Here is a 15,562-nt window from a genome sequence, read left to right on the forward strand (position 1 = left end):
TCTCATGCAACGCAGCTTAATTGTTCAAAAGTACGGCGGTACCTCTGTCGGCTCTGTGGAGCGTATCCAGGCCGTGGCTCAACGGGTGGCCCACACGGTGAAGGCAGGGCATCGGGTGGTGGTGGTGGTCTCGGCGATGGGGGATGAAACCGATCGCCTTGTGGGCTTGGGGGAGCAGATCTTGCAGGGATCCCCGACCACACCGGCCCAGTTGCGGGAATGGGATATGCTCCTTTCCACCGGTGAGCAGGTGAGCATTGCCCTGGTGGCCTTGGCGCTGCAACGCTTGGGGTGTCCTGCCCTTTCCCTGACGGCAGCCCAGGTGGGCATTGTCACCACTCGGGATCACAGCCGGGCACGCATTTTGCACATCCACACCGACCGCCTGTGGCAGCACCTGGAGCGGGAAGAGGTGGTGGTGGTGGCCGGGTTTCAGGGCATCACCAGCCTGGCGGAGCTGGAGATCACCACCCTGGGTCGGGGGGGATCCGACACCACGGCGGTGGCCTTGGCAGTGGCTTTGGGAGCAGAGCTGTGTGAGATCTACACCGATGTGCCGGGGATCTTCACCACGGATCCGCGTAAGGTGCCTGAGGCCAGGCTGTTGCCGGAGATCACCAGTGATGAAATGTTGGAGCTGGCCAGCTTGGGGGCCCAGGTGCTGCATCCCCGCTCGGTGGAAATTGCCCGCAACTACGGTGTGAAGCTGCGGGTGCGCTCCAGCTTGGAGCCGTTGCAGGCGGGATGCGAGGGCACTCTCATTCTTTCTCCTCCCCCCCGTCCTCGTGCTGCCGACAGCAGTATCGAGCTGGGCCTGGCGGTGGATACGGTGGAGCTGGATCGGGATCAGGCCAAGTTGGTGTTGGTGGGGGTGCCGGATCGCCCTGGCATTGCCGCCCAGCTCTTTCAGGGGATCGCGGCAGCAGGGGTGAATGTGGATTTGATTTTGCAGTCCCTCCAGTTCACAGCCTCTTGCGCCAGCGGGACGGACTCCTTGCCGCAGGGATCCGTGCCCCAGCCCACCAATGACATTGCCTTTACGGTCAGCCGGTCGCAGGTGGCCGAGGCTGCAGCCGTTGCCCGGCGGATTGGCCAAGAGCTGCAGTGTGCAGCGGTGATTGTGGATGAGGCGGTGGCCAAAGTCAGCATTGCCGGGGTGGGGATGATGGGCCGACCTGGGATCGCGGCGCAAATGTTCCAGGTGCTGGCCGAGGCCGGGATCAATTTGCAGATGATCTCCATGTCCGAGATCAAGGTGAGCTGTGTGGTGGCTGCGGAGCGGGCCGGGGATGCCGCCTTGGCTCTGGGAGAGTCGTTCCAGGTGATCCCCCACTTGCATCGGGCAAAGATGCCGGCTGCCCCTCAAGACAGCCACCCGGTACGCGGTGTTGCCCTGGATTTGAAGCAATCGCGGCTGGGCCTTCGCAAAGTGCCGGATCGTCCGGGAACTGCCGCCCATTTGTTTGGGCGCTTGGCGGCTGCCGGGATCATCGTGGACACCATCATCCAAAGCCAGCGGGGCTACCACAATGGGATCCCCAGCACCGACATTGCCTTTACCGTGCCTCAGGATCAAGCGATGGCTGCTGAGGCGGTCTGTCGGCAGGTGGCCGAAGAACTCCAGGCGGCAGGCGTTGACGCAGATCACGACATTGCCAAGGTCAGCATTGTCGGCGCTGAGATGGAAACCTATCCCGGCGTCGCTGCCCGTCTGTTTGCAGCTCTGGCCGAGGCGGGAATCAACATCGAGATGATCGCCACCTCGGAGATCAAGGTGAGCTGTGTAGTGCGCCGGGATCGAGGGATCCCGGCCTTGCAAGCTATTCACCGCGCTTTCCGGCTGGACTGCCCCTAGCCTGCCTTAGGGTTGAGCCGCCAGCAGCAGGGGGAAATGGTGGGCGTTGGGGGCGTGCATCACCTGGATCCCCAGATTGGCGCGGTTGAGGAGATCGGCGTAGGTGGGAATGAACCGGCCCTGGCTGTCCAGGATGGACTGGTTGAAGTTCAAGCCGTTCAAGTTAAAGGCCATTATGCCGATACCTATTGCCGCCGCCCAAATCCCCACTGTGGGCAGGGCCGCCATCCAGAAGTGGACGGAACGGCTGTTTCTCAGGCCCAGGCCGGGGAACCCCAGCCGCCCCAAGAACGCGTAGTGCCCGGCCAGGAAGTTGTAGGTGACTTCCTCCTGCCCGAAGCGGTAGCCGGCATTTTGTGACTCTTCTTCCGAGGTCTCGCGGATTAGGCTGGAGATCACCAGGGAGCCGTGCAGGGAGGCCAGCAGAGCGCCGCCAAAGACGCCGGCCACCCCCAGCCAGCTAGCAGGGTGCATGAGGATGTTGTGCTCCGCCTGGAAAGCCAGCATGAAGTAGAAGGTGCCGGCGATCCCCAGGGGCAAGCCTTCCGAGAAACTGCCCTGGCCGATGGGGTAAACCAAGAGCACCGCCGTAGCCGCCGCCGCCGGAGCGGAAAACGCCACCGCAATCCAGGGACGCATGCCCAAGCGATAGCTCAGCTCCCATTGCCGGCCCAGATAGCACCACACCCCAATCAAAAAATGGAGCACGATCAGTTGGTAGGGGCCGCCGTTGTAGAGCCATTCATCCAAAGAAGCGGCTTCCCAAATGGGATAAAAGTGCAGGCCAATGGCCGCTGAGGTGGGCACCACCGCCGCCGAGATGAGATTGTTCCCCCCTATCAAAGAGCCGATCACCGGCTCGCGGATCCCATCCACATCCACCGGCGGAGCAGCAACAAAAGCGATCACAAAACAAAAGGCCGCCGCCAACAGCGTCGGGATCATCAACACGCCAAACCAGCCGATGTACAGCCGGTTTTCGGTGCTGGTTATCCATTGACAAAAGCCATTCCAACTCCAGAGCTGCCGTGCAGCCGAGGAGCGGCGAATTACCGTACTCATAGGCCAACTCCTAAAGAGACAAAACCATTCTTTGCTTTGTCGGCTTCCTTGAACGGGGCAAAACTCTTCCCGCGCCGACCGCCAAAAGCGTCTCCTTCTTTCAGGCTAGACAGTTTTAGGGATGCCGACAGGGATCCCTAACTTCCGCAACGGGAATGTGAAAAAAATGGATTTGTCGATACAAATCAGCACCCGCCTGTTGCAATTGGGATATCTTTGAGAGCTTCCCGGCAGTTGATGGCAGCCAAGCTCGAGCAGATGTTTCTCAAGAATGGGTTCAAGAAAGAGAAGTCGTTCAGGATCCGCTTTTTCTCCTGCCGGCAAGACCCTATGGGCTCTTCATGGGGCTTCCAGAAGTTTGCTTGGGGCATTCCTGGGTGGAAAAAAATCCTGCAAGCACTTCACCTGCAGGGATCCCGACTGCAAAGCACGGATGGCAGCCGCAGTGGCTTTGGCCCCTGCCAAGGTGGTCACCAGAGGGATCTTGTAAGCCAGGGCAGTGCGGCGGATCTTTTGGCCATCTTGCTGCGCCTCGACACCGGAAGGGGTGTTGATAATGAGCTGAATCTGGTGATTTTTGATGGCGTCGATGACGTGGGGCCGTCCCTCGTGCAGCTTGAGGACTTTGTCCACCGGGATCCCGTGTTCGGCTAAAACTTTTTGGGTTCCTTCGGTGGCCAACAGGCGAAAGCCCAGCCCCACAAACTCGCGGGCTACCGGGATGACCGCCTGTTTATCCCGGTCGCTGACGCTGATGAACACCGTCCCCTGGAGAGGCAGATTCTGCCCCGCCGCCAGTTGGGCTTTGGCGTAAGCGCGGCCAAAGTCCGTGTCAATGCCCATCACCTCACCGGTGGAGCGCATCTCCGGCCCCAGCAGCGTGTCGGTGCCGGGAAACTTGTGGAAGGGCAAAACCGCTTCTTTGACGGCAATGTGGGAGGGGATCACCTCCTGGGTAAAGCCCAGCTCGGCTAGGGTTTTGCCGCTCATCACTTGAGCGGCGTAGTCTGCCAGCGGATGGCCGATGGCCTTGCTGACAAAGGGGACGGTGCGGGAGGCGCGCGGATTGGCCTCCAGGATATAGACTTGACCTTTTTGGACGGCGTATTGCACGTTGATCAGGCCCACCACCTTCAGAGCTTGGGCCAACTTCACCGTCCACTCGCGGATCACCCGCAGCACCTCGGGGCTGAGGGTGCGGCTGGGCAATACACAGGCCGAATCGCCCGAGTGGATCCCGGCCTGCTCGATGTGCTCCAGAATGCCGCCGATGGTAACAGCGCCGGTGCGGTCGGCAATGGCATCCACATCCACCTCCACCGCCTCTTCCAGAAACTGATCCACCAGCACCGGACGATCCGGATCCACCGCCACCGCCAGTTGCATGTAGCGCTGCAGGTCTTGGTCGGAATAGACGATCTCCATGGCTCGTCCCCCCAAGACGTAGCTGGGCCGCACCACCACCGGATAGCCGATGCGGCGGGCAATTTCCAAGCTTTCTTCCACGCTGCGGGCAATGCCGTTGGCCGGTTGGCGAATATCCAACTCCCGCAAGATGCGCTCGAAGCGCCCCCGATCCTCAGCAATGTCGATGGAGTCGGGGGAAGTTCCCCAGATGGGAGCCTGGGCTGCTGCCAGCCCCTGCGCCAGCTTGAGCGGGGTTTGGCCGCCAAATTGCACGATCAGGCCGACCGGCTGCTCAGCATCCACCAAGTTCATCACCTCTTCATGGGTGAGCGGCTCAAAATAGAGGCGATCGGCGGTGTCGTAGTCGGTGGAAACGGTTTCCGGGTTGGAGTTGACCATGATCGCTTCGTAACCCAGGCGGCTGAGGGCAAAGGCAGCATGACAACAGCAGTAGTCGAATTCGATCCCCTGGCCGATGCGGTTGGGGCCACCTCCCAAGATCATCACCTTCTCTTTGCGGGCCGGGAAAATCTCCGACTCGCTCTCGTAGGTAGAGTACTGGTAGGGGGTAGCAGCCTCAAATTCGGCAGCGCAGGTATCCACAGTTTTGTAGGTGGGGATCACCCCCAGGCTTTTGCGGCAGGCCCGCACCTGATGTTCCGTGGATCCAGTGAGGTGGGCAATTTGTCGGTCGCTGAAGCCCATTTGCTTGAGATGCCGCAGATCCTCAGCACTCAGGGATCCCAGCTCCCGCCCCTTGAGGGCTTGCTCCACCTCCACCAACTCCTGTAGCTTGTCGATAAACCAGGGATCGATGTGGGTGAGTTGGGCAATCTCCTGGGCAGAAAAGCCCATGAGCAGAGCGGTGCGGATGGTGAGCAGGCGGAAGGGGTTGGGGGTGCGCAGGTTGGCCCGCACTTCCTCCGGCTTGGGGAAAACCTCCGGCCTATCGCTGCCAAAACCGGGACGGTCGATTTCCAGGGAACGCAGGGCCTTCTGGATGGATTCTTGAAAAGTGCGGCCAATCGCCATCGCCTCCCCCACCGATTTCATCTGGGTGGTGAGAACCGGCTCTGCGCCGGGGAATTTTTCAAAAGCAAAGCGAGGGATCTTGGTGACCACATAGTCGATGGTGGGCTCGAAGCTGGCCGGAGTTTTGCGGGTGATGTCGTTGGGGATCTCCGGCAGCGTGTAGCCCACTGCCAATTTGGCGGCAATTTTGGCGATGGGAAAGCCGGTGGCCTTGCTGGCCAAAGCAGAAGAGCGGGAGACCCGCGGGTTCATCTCGATCACCCGCACCTCGCCGTTGGCAGGGTTGACGGCAAATTGCACGTTGGATCCCCCGGTCTCTACGCCAATTTCGCGCATGATGGCGATGGCATAGTCCCGCAGCCGCTGGTATTCCTTGTCGGTGAGGGTTTGGGCCGGGGCCACGGTGATGGAGTCGCCAGTGTGCACCCCCATCGGGTCGATGTTTTCTATGGAGCAGATGATCACCACGTTATCCGCCAGATCCCGCATCACCTCCAGCTCAAACTCCTTCCAGCCGATGACCGATTCTTCCACCAAGATTTGGGAAACGGGGCTGGCCTCCAAGCCGGCAGCGCAGATCTCTTCAAACTCCTCCTGGTTGTAAGCCACCCCACCACCGGTGCCCCCCAGGGTATAGGCCGGGCGGATGATGAGGGGATAGCCGATCTCCTGGGCAATCTGCTTGGCTTCTTCCAGGGTGTGGGCCAGGCCAGAGCGGGGCACGGCCAAGCCAATCCGCTGCATGGCTTGCTTGAAGAGATCCCGGTCTTCGGCTTTTTCAATGGCCTCCCGCTTGGCCCCAATCAACTCCACCCCGTACTGCTCCAGGATCCCTTGCTGGGCCAGTTGCACCGCCACGTTGAGGGCCGTCTGGCCGCCCATGGTGGGCAGCAAAGCATCAGGGCGCTCCCGCTCGATAATTTTGGCCACAAAGTCCACCGTCACCGGCTCGATGTAGGTGCGCTCCGCCATACTGGGATCCGTCATGATGGTGGCGGGGTTAGAGTTGACCAAAACGACCTCATAGCCCTCTTCCCGCAGGGCTTTGCAGGCTTGGGTGCCCGAGTAGTCGAATTCGCAGGCTTGGCCAATGACGATCGGCCCCGCTCCAATGAGCAAGATTTTGTGGATATCGGTGCGGCGCGGCATAGGGATCCCACCAGGTGGCAGAGTCAGCCTTCTATTGTAGAGGTCACCTGCAGGTCAAGTTGCTCATCGGGATCCCTCTTTTTTGGGTGTTGCGCTTTCAAAGGCTATGCACAGCAGGCAGAGCTTGGATCCCTGGCAGGCAGGAGTTCTCTGGGGCAACCCGCAAAAGGGCAGCTTCTTCATCAGTATCAATAGACGGGAAAACTTGAACTTTAGATGATATCAATGCTATCGTCGCAGCAAAGCCGCCCAGGGATCTGCCGATCGAGGAAACGCTCTATGGCCACGTTAATTGTTCGCAATGTTGACGAAGCCATTGTCAAAGCTCTCAAACAAAGGGCTAGTCGTCACGGCGTTAGTGCAGAGGCCGAACACCGCAAAATCCTAGAGCAAGTCTTACTCCAGCCTGCGAAACAGTCCTTTGCCGAAGTGCTCAGATCGATACCTAACGTTGGCAACGATTCAGACTTTGAGCGAGTGCAAGATAACACTGCCCATGACGTATTTGCTTGACACTAACGTCATCAGTGAGCTGAGCAAACACAGTCAAGCCAACTCCGGGGTTCAAGAATTTCTTCAAACTGCCATTGAGCAAGAGGCCCGCATCTACATCAGCGTGATCACGCTGGGCGAACTCCGCCGAGGCGTTGAACTCATGCGCCATCGCGGCGATCATCTGCAAGCCAACCTTCTGGAGAGGTGGCTGCAAACGGTTGTCGATGACTATGCCGATCACATTCTTGATTTCACAATTACCGAAGCCCAGGTATGGGGAAGCCTGTGCGTACCTCACTCTCAAAATGCGATTGACAAACAACTGGCTGCTACAGCCTTGGTTTACGGACTTACCCTGGTTACTCGCAATGTCCGTGATTTTGCCGGGACAGGGGTACCTCTCATTAACCCATTTAGACCCTCATAACAAGCCGCGGTAGCGAATAAAGATCAAAACTGCCGCCCAGGATCCCAGCGCCACTTTGATCGCCACCAGAATATTGAGAATCGGGATCCAGCCGCCGCTAAACAGATCCCCCAACTCCCCTCTAGGCAATTCCCAGCCGGCCAGAGCCATCACAGCCACCCCGATAAACGCCACCACCGACAGCTTCTCCCACATCGCAGCCCGCCACCGTTTGTAGATGGCCTCCATCCAGGTGGAAGAGGCGGTGATCGCCACCAAGCCAATGGCCGTCCCCCCCGCCACCCCGGCAGCAAAGCCTCCGCCCGGCGTCAGGTGCCCTCGAATGGCAAGCTCCACCGCGATCAAAGCCGAAATGGTGGCTCCCACTCGCGCCAACACAATCGAGGGAATATCGGTAAATTGAGCTACATTGGCTGTCGGCTGCTCATCCGCCAGCAGATATTGGGCGCCCAAAATTGCCGTGGAAAACACCACCACTTCAAAGACCGTATCGTAGAGGCGGTTGCGCAGAATGAGACCCGTCACCGTGTTGGGCACACCGCTTTCGGTGGCCAGAATCTCCACCGCCTCGACTAAGGCCACGCCCGCTGTGGGATTGGGGGACACGGATCCCACCTCGCCCACGATGAGCTGTAGGGCTGCCAGCAACACCGCTATCCCATACACCCACTTCATGTTGCCATCACCTCAGTGGCCAGAGCTTGCTGCGCCAAAATGGCCTGCAGGCGGGGCACGCGTGTAACCAGGCGATACTCTGCTGCTTCTCCACTGGGCTCAAGGGCAATGGTGTGTACCTCCCGGCTGCGAAGAGCAGCCACCAACGCCTCTGAACTCCCATAGGCGGTCAACTCCAAGCGCATGTGGTACCGCTGTAGCCCTTGGCGCATCTGCTGTAACAACTGCCGTGCTGCTGAGGTACTGGCCTCCAGCACAGGGCTGCCTTCGAGAACGCCCAGGCGCATGCTCAGCGAAGAGCGCACCGCAATGGCGTAGAGGGTAATAGAAAGCATGGTGCCCACCAGTGCCTCGGTCAGGGCCACATCCGCCGCCCCAAACAGCGCATAGATCAGGGCGGCAATCGTCCCCAGGATCCCTCGCATTACCAAGGCGTGGTAGGGATTGGTCTGAGTCACCACCAGGCTCGCCGTCAGGGGCAGGAGTAACGCCATCACCAGCAACAGGGTCTCTTCCATCCTGCCCTCCTATAGGGACTTGCGCTGCGAGCAAAACGCCAGCACATAGCCCAGAATGGTATTCCAAATAGCCAGGGAGATCAGTGCCAACACCAACAGGGGCCATTCCCGTGGGATCCGCAACAGCAGCCCCAGCATGATGCTCATAGAGCCCAGGGTGTCCGACACCGAAAGGCCGTGCAGCTTAAATAAAATCGAGCGATCCCCAAGGAGCGGCGCCGTTCCCCACAGCCAAAACAGCACACCAACCCCAAACAACAGATAGCTCAGACCTTCCACCCAGACTTCCATACTTACCCCCAGGGCGTTTCTAGAGCATTTCCAGCCGCTTCAGTACATGGGCCAAGAGCATTAAGGCCGCATTGCCCACCGACAAAACCAAAACCCCCACAATTCCGATCATCCAGTCATCCCGCACCACCGACACCACCAAAATCAGGATGGCCGTCTTCGTGGCCAGGCTGGCAAAGGCGAGCATCGTTTGCCAGATATCTTCCTTTAGCCAAGCGGCGTACAGGGGCAAGCACAGCGTTAGGGTCAGGAGAAACAGCAGTAGGTTCACACGTCCTCCCGCGGCTTGAGCACATGGACTTCATAAGTGCCTTGGGCATTGCAATTGAGCACGATGGTTTTGGGCGTGAAGGTAATTAAAAAGATATCCAGAAACACCAGCCCTGCTGAACGGTTGGGCAGGGTTTGTTTGTATACAACTTCCTCAACAGTGTGGGGCTTGAGGATCATCTCGAAGGCTTCCCAGTAGGCTCTTGGGATGGCGAGAAGAATTTCCTGGAGCACTCGCCCCCAATCCCGCCATTGCACCGGTGCGGAAGCCTGGCGCGGCAGCAGCAACGTTGCCGCCACCCCGATGGCCACATTGTCCCAGCTCAGATTGCCCGTCAGCAAAAACCAAATCAAGAGCCGCAGGCCGATTTCCAATAGACCCAGCTTAGGGTAGCGCTCCATGACTGACCTCACCAAACAGAACCCAAACCAGCACCAACACCACGCTCAGGCCACCCACCACGGCCTCCAGCCCCTCGTTCACCGACCCTTTCTTCAAAGGGATCCGCTCCCAAAACCAGCCCAGCGGGATCCCAACGCCTAGGCTCAGCAGGGCTTTGAGAAGATTGTCAGCGCCAAAGGCCGCCGGCAGCCAGCCCCAGAGCAAGCCCCCACCCCAGAGCACCAGTGCCACTTTATCTTGCCAAGGAGTTGCAGAGGTGGCGTCCCCCTTCATGGGAGAAGCAGGTGCCCGCAGCACTCGCACGCCTAAACACGTGGTGCCGACGGTAACCCCCACCAACAGCCACTCGTGCCAGGGATCCAGAGCAGATAAGCTGAGGGCCTTGGCTGCATACCCCAAGCTGCCGGGCACTCCCGCCAGGGAAGCCGACCCCAAGAGCAACATGGGCCACCGCCAGCGATGGCTCACGCTCGTTCCAACAAACAACAGGGGCTTCGCCAACCCATGGGCAAGGCCATACAAACCCGCCCACTGAGGGGCAGCAATCACAAATCCCATCTGCGATACCGAGCTCCAGGCGAGAAGGTGCTGGGGCGTGCTCGCCATCAGGGCCAGTAGGATCCCGAAAACGGCTGAACCGGCGCTCAAGTAGGGCAACCCCTGGGCCAAGATCGGCGAAGCCTCGCTGCAGCGCACCAAGGCCATGGCTCCTGCTTTGGTCGTAAAACCGCTGAGCACCGCCGCGATAACGGGATCCGCGGTAGCATAGGTGAGAGGCAGCCACAGGCCGGCAACGAAGATCGCCCCCTTGGCCAAAAGACCCACAGCAATCAGCGCCAAGGCTGTGGGGTCGGCCATAGTTAAACTGCTCATCGCCAGGGATCCCGTGCGCACATAGACCAGGATTGCGCCCATCAGGTAGAAGAGCATGGCCACATTGCTCATGAAAAGGTAGCGCAGCCCCACCCAGAGCTGGCGATCGCGGTGCGGAGCATTTTCTTCCACTGTGGGTTGGCCCTCAGCCCGCCGCCCATAGGTCAGCAGCAAAAACACGCCGATGCTGAGCACCTCCAGGGAAACGTAGACGCTGATCAGGTCGGCACTGATGACGACAGCATTGGCGCTACCGTGGACGATCAGCAACTGCATGGCCAGAAAGCGGCTGCCCGCAAAGCGTCTATCCAAATACAGGGCCACTCCTAGCGTGACCAGGCCGTGGGCCAAGAGCATCGCTGCTCCATTGGCATCGATCCGCAGCGTCACCCCGAAGTGATCCAAAAGCTGTAGCTCCAGGGGTGTGGCGGTTGTGCCGGGCAAGCCCCCCTGCTGCACCGCATAGACCACCGTCAGCGCAGCCATCCCCACCAGGCTGGGACGGGTTAGGGCTGGCATCAAGTAGGTTGTGAAGGCCAGCAGAAAGGGCAGCGCCACCCATACCAGCGTCAGCTCAGTCATCGGTAAAAGTGCTCCGCGCCCCTGACGCGAGTGCCTGTTCGATGCTCTCGACTTCGAGGGTGGGATGATTGCGGGAGAGCTTCATCACCCCCACCAACATCAAGGCTTGTACCGACAGGCCGATGACGATGGCCGTGAGGATGATCCCCTGAGGCACCGGGTCGGCATAGTCCAGCTCGCGCCAGGGTTTGTAGATGGGGGTGAACACACCGCTCCGGGCTGCCCAGATCACGAAGAAGGCGATGACCCCGGTGCTCATGACATCCATAGACAGGATCTTCATAATGAGGTTGCGCTTAACCACGACTCCCCAGAAGCCAAGGAAGATCGTGAGGATGACGGCGGCATTTAACATAGACACCTCGCTTGCTGCACTCGAGCTATCCGGTGGCTCAGTCGTCCTAAGGCTACGCCCGCTACGCGACCAGTATCCAGCTTCCGCAGTCACAGCAGCCAGATAGCCTATGGCCGGTTGCAACGCTGCCGGGATCCCCATCTCCCCAACAAGGCCGGGATCCCGAAGTAGAAAGAGTTGCAGACTCCGAATAAGCAACTTGACCCGACTTCTTGCCAGCTCTGGGGCTTGGTGGGATCCTGGTCATACACTTCTCATGCCAAGGTCGGAATTGATGGCCGCTGTCCGCAGTTTAAGTTGTTTTTAATGGCCTTGGCGGAACCGACTTCTGGATGCTGAAGAAAGGTGTTGGAGAAGGGGGTTGTAAAAGCCGTGATGCTGCCGGTGGCCGAAGCAGAAGCCCTGATTTTGCAGGCGGTTCAGCCGCTGGGCACAGAGTGGGTGGAGCTGGGATCCGCCCAAGGCCGCGTTCTCAGCCAAACTTTGTATAGCCCCCAAGATTTTCCGGCCCGGCCCACCTCCAGCATGGATGGCTATGCCGTGCGCCATGAAGATGTGCAAGCGGGGATCCCTTGTGAGCTACAGGTGATCGAGACTCTCCCCGCCGGGAAGGCACCCACCCGAGATCTCCAGCCCGGACAAGCGGTGCGTCTCTACACCGGCTCTATCTTGCCCGGCGGTGCGGACACCGTGGTGATGCAGGAAGACACGCAGCAACCTTCGCCGGGAACCGTCCGCCTCTTGCAGCGTCCGCAACGGGGCCAATTTGTCCGGCCCCAAGGAGACTTTGCCCGGCAGGGGGATCCCGTTCTGTTGACAGGGCAGGCTTTGGGTGGAGCGGAGCTGGCCGTTTTGGCTGCCATCCGACAGGCGATGGTGCCGGTGTTTCGTCAGCCCCGGGTAGCCCTGTTCTCGACAGGGGATGAGCTAGTGCCCATCCAGCAGGTGCCGGGGCCGGGGCAGGTTGTGGATTCCAACCAGTACGGCCTGGCGGCTCTGGTCAAGGCAGCGGGTGGGATCCCGATCCAGTTGGGCATCGTGCCGGATCGGCTCCAGGTGTTGCGGCAGGTCGTCCAGCAGGCCCTGGCCTCTGCCGATGGGGTGATCTCTTCTGGAGGGGTATCGGTGGGGGATTTTGACCTGGTGGAAAAGGTGCTGGAGGAGTTGGGAGGCGAGATTTTCATCCGCAGTGTGGCCATCAAGCCGGGCAAACCCCTGACGGTGGCCCGTTTTCCCAATCCCCACGGCCCTCCCAAGCTCTACTTTGGCCTGCCGGGCAACCCTGCCTCTGCCCTGGTGACCTTCTGGCGCTTTTTGCACCCGGCTCTGCGAAAAATGGGCGGATCCCTGCCCCCCTACTGGCAGATCCTCTCCGCCTTCAGCGCTGTGGATCTGCATGCCGACGGTCGGCGGGAACACTACCTCTGGGGACGGCTGCAGGTCAAGCCCGAAGGGATCCGATTTCAGCCCGCCGCCAACCTCAATTCCGGCAATCTCATCAGTCTGGCCGGCTGCAATGCCTTGGCTGTGCTGCCGGTGGGAACAACCCAGATCCCTGCCGGTTCGCCCGTTCAGGTGCTGCAACTGCCCTGAAGATCCCTAGCCCTTCTTTCGCTGCTGCCGGAATAACCGTCATAGTCGTTTCAGTTTAGGATGAGATACCCGAGCTACTGGTCGCGCCAGCGGGACGGAGTCCTTGAAAAGCCTTCTGGCCCAGTGCATTCAATGTTTTAGGGTTTTAGGCATAGGTGCAGTATCCTGGCTTGGATCGAAATGACCATAATTTGCGTTAGAACTGTACTACGGTGGGCTATCATAGAGCCGAGACTGTCCTTTGGGGTTGAGTTCCCTCAGGACTCTGTTCCACCAACGCGAACAGCGATCTTCAACCATGCCCACTCCCGCTAACTCTCCTCCTCTTCAAAGCGACGAGGTTCTCAACCCTGAGGACTCCGTTCCGCTGACGCGGACGGTGGCGGCGGCCCGTGAGCCTTTTTTGGGGCTGTTGCGAGACCTGGCGCGGGCCTACCAAGCCTTTGAAAATTATGCCGGGGTTCATATTCGGCAAATGGGGCTGACCGCCCCCCAATTTGATGTGTTGGTGACCCTCGGCAATACCCCTGGGATGACCATGAATGTCCTGGCCCAAAAAACGCTGGTGACCAAAGGGACACTGACCGGCATTGTGGATCGCCTGGAACAAAAAGGGCTGGTGCGCCGGGAAGTGCCCCCGGAAAACCGACGCTGCTTTAAGGTCGTGCTGACAGAGGCGGGGGAAAAACTGTTTGAGGAAATTTTCCCGGCCCACATCGCCTACTTGAAAGAGCGTTTCCAAAAGCTGGATCCCTCGGAAATGGCGCAGATCCAGGCTTGCCTTAAAAAACTGCAGGCTATTTTCTAGCGCTTTCAGATTCCCCTCTCCGATCCGGCTGATCAGCGACCCCCAAGCCGCAGTGCCGGAAGCAACCTCTAGCCCGGTTCAAACGGCTGCCCCAGAGCTGCCGGCGGAGTGGCCTTCACCGCCTGCTGGATCCAGCGCCGCAGCCGAGGTGGGATCCCGCGCAAGCCGTACTCCCACCATTCCCCAGAAGTGAGCACCAACACCAAAATCATCAACACAAAGGGAGCCACCGTAAAAACTTGGGTGGGCACGGCGCGGATGGTAGTCTGGGCAACTCCGGCAAAGGACTGCAAAATGCCGAACAGGTAGGCCCCCAGGGCTACCCGCAAGGGGTTCCAGCCGCCGAAGATGACGATGGCCAAAGCAATCCAGCCATACCCTGCTGTATGTCGGTGGCTCCAGCCGGCCTTGAAATCCAGAGAAAAAGCAGCTCCCGCCAAGCCCAATAGGGATCCCCCCACAAGGGTATAGACATAGCGCCAGAAAATGACATCGGTGCCCCGGGCAAAGGCTGCTGCCGGCTGTTCTCCCATGGCCCGCAACATCAGGCCAGGCCGAGTGCGATAAAAAAAGAACCAAGTTCCCCCGATGAGCGCGTAGCTGGCGTACAGCAACAGATCCCCTTGGAACAGGAGTGGCCCCAGCAGCGGCACCTCTCTCAGGAAGGGGATGGGCAGGCTGGGCACCGTTGGCCCTGGGATCCGCACGAACGGATTGCCCAAAAAGGAAGACAAATCCGCCCCCAATAGGGTCAAGACGAAACCAATGGCAATTTGGGATCCCTTCAGGGTCAGCGAGCCAAAGGCCACGATCCCAGCAAACAGCGCTCCCACCGCGGCGGCAGCCAAAAAGCCCAATACCAAGCTTCCCGTCAGCTTGGCCACGGCGAACCCAACCATGGCCGCCAGCATGATCGTTCCCTCTGCGGAGAGGTTGATCACCCCTGCCCGCTCGGTAATGGTTTCCCCTATGCAGGCAAAGACCAACGGTGTGGCGGTGGCAATGGCAGTGGAGAGAATGGCGACCAGTTGGGCAGCGGTCATGATGGGCCTGTCGAGAACTCGGGTTGGGTTAACGCATTTGCAGTTGCTGCGGGAATGCGCCTGTTGATCTGGTCATCGCCTCACCCCAACACCCAGAGCATGAAAGCCACCCCTAGGGTGACGGCACCAAACAGAGCATAGCTGATCCGGCGCAGCGGCCTCAGTTGCAGGGCATGCAGATCCTTAAGCCAGCCCAGCCCCAAGGATTCGACAAAGCGATCCAGCACCGCCTGCATAGGGTAGGCGTAAACCGATCCTTGCTCCTTAAAGTTCACCAGCACAACCAGCAGTGTAGCGTAGCCCCAGAGGAGGCCCCAGAGCACAGCGCTCAACCCGATTAAAATTGGCTCAAACATCGACTTTCCCTTGCCTTCTATAGGCATGTCCACTGCTTGCGTGAGCGGGAGACGGAGTTCTTTGAGCCTGGGGGACTTGGATCTCATTATTCCGGTTGTTTTCCCGTTGAGGCTGCCCTCCCTCAGGCAGTAGCCTAGAAGGGGTCCAAGCTCGCTTTTAGAGGTAAAGGGATTGGTTTTGCCGGTTCTCTTCTGCCCGTCCAGGCCAGAAGATGACAGACTTAGACTTGGAGTACTCGCTCGGAGTTATCTCGTCAAATCCCCATGAGTTCTCGCTACCTGCTGCCCCCCGCTGAACCCAAGTCTGTCGGTACTGCCTATATCCTCTGGGCGTTGGGCATCTTCGGGATCTGTGGCGTCCATCGCTT

General features: G+C 59.5%; 16 protein-coding genes. 5 read left to right on the forward strand and 11 right to left on the reverse strand.

The features are described 5' to 3' along the window. Window positions 1–4 precede the first annotated feature (4 nt). A complete protein-coding gene (locus tag NW842_RS06060) occupies window positions 5–1,855 on the forward strand; it encodes an aspartate kinase (RefSeq protein WP_414417670.1) in 1,851 nt (616 codons plus the stop codon). 6 nt (window positions 1,856–1,861) lie between these two features. On the opposite strand, the gene psbA is transcribed toward NW842_RS06060, so the two are convergent. Beyond that, window positions 1,862–2,917 carry a photosystem II q(b) protein gene (gene psbA / locus NW842_RS06065; RefSeq protein ID WP_414341568.1) on the reverse strand — a complete coding sequence of 352 codons (1,056 nt, stop codon included), beginning with the start codon at window positions 2,915–2,917 and terminating at the stop codon, window positions 1,862–1,864. A gap of 339 nt (window positions 2,918–3,256) precedes the next feature. After that, entirely contained in the window at window positions 3,257–6,505 is a 3,249-nt protein-coding gene (gene carB / locus NW842_RS06070) for a carbamoyl-phosphate synthase large subunit (RefSeq protein ID WP_414417671.1), read from the reverse strand. A 279-nt stretch (window positions 6,506–6,784) separates the two neighbouring features. Between carB and NW842_RS06075 the strand changes: the two genes are divergently transcribed. Further along, on the forward strand, window positions 6,785–7,018 hold the full coding sequence (locus NW842_RS06075) for a FitA-like ribbon-helix-helix domain-containing protein (protein ID WP_071818136.1): 234 nt from the start codon (window positions 6,785–6,787) through the stop codon (window positions 7,016–7,018). Beyond that, on the forward strand, window positions 7,002–7,427 hold the full coding sequence (locus NW842_RS06080; RefSeq protein ID WP_414357734.1) for a type II toxin-antitoxin system VapC family toxin: 426 nt from the start codon (window positions 7,002–7,004) through the stop codon (window positions 7,425–7,427). The genes NW842_RS06075 and NW842_RS06080 overlap by 17 nt, the downstream gene beginning before the upstream one ends. Here NW842_RS06080 and NW842_RS06085 read toward each other — a convergent pair. The 7 genes from NW842_RS06085 to NW842_RS06115 are packed head-to-tail and all read right to left on the reverse strand — an operon-like array spanning window position 7,422 to window position 11,394. Further along, complete coding sequence (locus NW842_RS06085; RefSeq protein WP_414417672.1) at window positions 7,422–8,102, reverse strand: Na(+)/H(+) antiporter subunit B; 681 nt, start codon at window positions 8,100–8,102, stop codon at window positions 7,422–7,424. The two genes, NW842_RS06080 and NW842_RS06085, sit on opposite strands and share 6 nt — an antisense overlap. Beyond that, window positions 8,099–8,620 (reverse strand): DUF4040 domain-containing protein, encoded by a 522-nt coding sequence (locus NW842_RS06090; protein ID WP_414417673.1) that lies wholly within the window; start codon window positions 8,618–8,620, stop codon window positions 8,099–8,101. Before NW842_RS06090 ends, NW842_RS06085 begins: the two co-directional genes overlap by 4 nt. Before the next feature lie 9 nt (window positions 8,621–8,629). Then, window positions 8,630–8,911 carry a monovalent cation/H(+) antiporter subunit G gene (locus tag NW842_RS06095; protein WP_414398841.1) on the reverse strand — a complete coding sequence of 94 codons (282 nt, stop codon included), beginning with the start codon at window positions 8,909–8,911 and terminating at the stop codon, window positions 8,630–8,632. A gap of 19 nt (window positions 8,912–8,930) precedes the next feature. Then, window positions 8,931–9,182 (reverse strand): hypothetical protein, encoded by a 252-nt coding sequence (locus NW842_RS06100; protein ID WP_414417674.1) that lies wholly within the window; start codon window positions 9,180–9,182, stop codon window positions 8,931–8,933. Beyond that, window positions 9,179–9,583 (reverse strand): cation:proton antiporter, encoded by a 405-nt coding sequence (locus NW842_RS06105; protein ID WP_414357737.1) that lies wholly within the window; start codon window positions 9,581–9,583, stop codon window positions 9,179–9,181. The genes NW842_RS06100 and NW842_RS06105 overlap by 4 nt, the downstream gene beginning before the upstream one ends. Continuing rightward, entirely contained in the window at window positions 9,567–11,039 is a 1,473-nt protein-coding gene (locus tag NW842_RS06110) for a cation:proton antiporter (RefSeq protein WP_414417675.1), read from the reverse strand. Before NW842_RS06110 ends, NW842_RS06105 begins: the two co-directional genes overlap by 17 nt. After that, complete coding sequence (locus tag NW842_RS06115; protein ID WP_414350428.1) at window positions 11,032–11,394, reverse strand: cation:proton antiporter subunit C; 363 nt, start codon at window positions 11,392–11,394, stop codon at window positions 11,032–11,034. The genes NW842_RS06110 and NW842_RS06115 overlap by 8 nt, the downstream gene beginning before the upstream one ends. A gap of 375 nt (window positions 11,395–11,769) precedes the next feature. On the opposite strand from NW842_RS06115, the gene glp reads away from it, so the two are divergent. Next, window positions 11,770–12,987 carry a gephyrin-like molybdotransferase Glp gene (gene glp / locus NW842_RS06120; RefSeq protein ID WP_414375154.1) on the forward strand — a complete coding sequence of 406 codons (1,218 nt, stop codon included), beginning with the start codon at window positions 11,770–11,772 and terminating at the stop codon, window positions 12,985–12,987. A gap of 298 nt (window positions 12,988–13,285) precedes the next feature. Further along, window positions 13,286–13,795, forward strand: coding sequence for a MarR family winged helix-turn-helix transcriptional regulator (locus NW842_RS06125; protein WP_414375135.1), 510 nt, complete (start codon window positions 13,286–13,288; stop codon window positions 13,793–13,795). A 68-nt stretch (window positions 13,796–13,863) separates the two neighbouring features. Here the strand turns inward: NW842_RS06125 and NW842_RS06130 are convergent, their stop codons facing one another. Continuing rightward, window positions 13,864–14,838, reverse strand: a complete 975-nt coding sequence (locus NW842_RS06130; protein ID WP_414417676.1) for an ABC transporter permease — start codon at window positions 14,836–14,838, stop codon at window positions 13,864–13,866. An 80-nt stretch (window positions 14,839–14,918) separates the two neighbouring features. Beyond that, window positions 14,919–15,194: a hypothetical protein gene (locus NW842_RS06135; RefSeq protein ID WP_041436392.1), complete on the reverse strand. Its 276-nt coding sequence runs from the start codon at window positions 15,192–15,194 to the stop codon at window positions 14,919–14,921. Window positions 15,195–15,562 lie beyond the last annotated feature (368 nt).

This window comes from Synechococcus sp. R55.4 (assembly GCF_047461935.1).
In the GTDB taxonomy this organism is placed as follows: Bacteria; Cyanobacteriota; Cyanobacteriia; order Thermostichales; family Thermostichaceae; genus Thermostichus.

Bases quoted from the DNA above. Each gene is read 5' to 3' on its own strand.
- NW842_RS06060 (WP_414417670.1), top strand. From the start codon at position 5: ATGCAACGCAGCTTAATTGTTCAAAAGTACGGCGGTACCTCTGTCGGC.
- psbA (WP_414341568.1), bottom strand. From the start codon at position 2,917: ATGAGTACGGTAATTCGCCGCTCCTCGGCTGCACGGCAGCTCTGGAGT.
- carB (WP_414417671.1), bottom strand. From the start codon at position 6,505: ATGCCGCGCCGCACCGATATCCACAAAATCTTGCTCATTGGAGCGGGG.
- NW842_RS06075 (WP_071818136.1), top strand. From the start codon at position 6,785: ATGGCCACGTTAATTGTTCGCAATGTTGACGAAGCCATTGTCAAAGCT.
- NW842_RS06080 (WP_414357734.1), top strand. From the start codon at position 7,002: ATGACGTATTTGCTTGACACTAACGTCATCAGTGAGCTGAGCAAACAC.
- NW842_RS06085 (WP_414417672.1), bottom strand. From the start codon at position 8,102: ATGAAGTGGGTGTATGGGATAGCGGTGTTGCTGGCAGCCCTACAGCTC.
- NW842_RS06090 (WP_414417673.1), bottom strand. From the start codon at position 8,620: ATGGAAGAGACCCTGTTGCTGGTGATGGCGTTACTCCTGCCCCTGACG.
- NW842_RS06095 (WP_414398841.1), bottom strand. From the start codon at position 8,911: ATGGAAGTCTGGGTGGAAGGTCTGAGCTATCTGTTGTTTGGGGTTGGT.
- NW842_RS06105 (WP_414357737.1), bottom strand. From the start codon at position 9,583: ATGGAGCGCTACCCTAAGCTGGGTCTATTGGAAATCGGCCTGCGGCTC.
- NW842_RS06110 (WP_414417675.1), bottom strand. From the start codon at position 11,039: ATGACTGAGCTGACGCTGGTATGGGTGGCGCTGCCCTTTCTGCTGGCC.
- NW842_RS06115 (WP_414350428.1), bottom strand. From the start codon at position 11,394: ATGTTAAATGCCGCCGTCATCCTCACGATCTTCCTTGGCTTCTGGGGA.
- glp (WP_414375154.1), top strand. From the start codon at position 11,770: ATGCTGCCGGTGGCCGAAGCAGAAGCCCTGATTTTGCAGGCGGTTCAG.
- NW842_RS06125 (WP_414375135.1), top strand. From the start codon at position 13,286: ATGCCCACTCCCGCTAACTCTCCTCCTCTTCAAAGCGACGAGGTTCTC.
- NW842_RS06130 (WP_414417676.1), bottom strand. From the start codon at position 14,838: ATGACCGCTGCCCAACTGGTCGCCATTCTCTCCACTGCCATTGCCACC.
- NW842_RS06135 (WP_041436392.1), bottom strand. From the start codon at position 15,194: ATGTTTGAGCCAATTTTAATCGGGTTGAGCGCTGTGCTCTGGGGCCTC.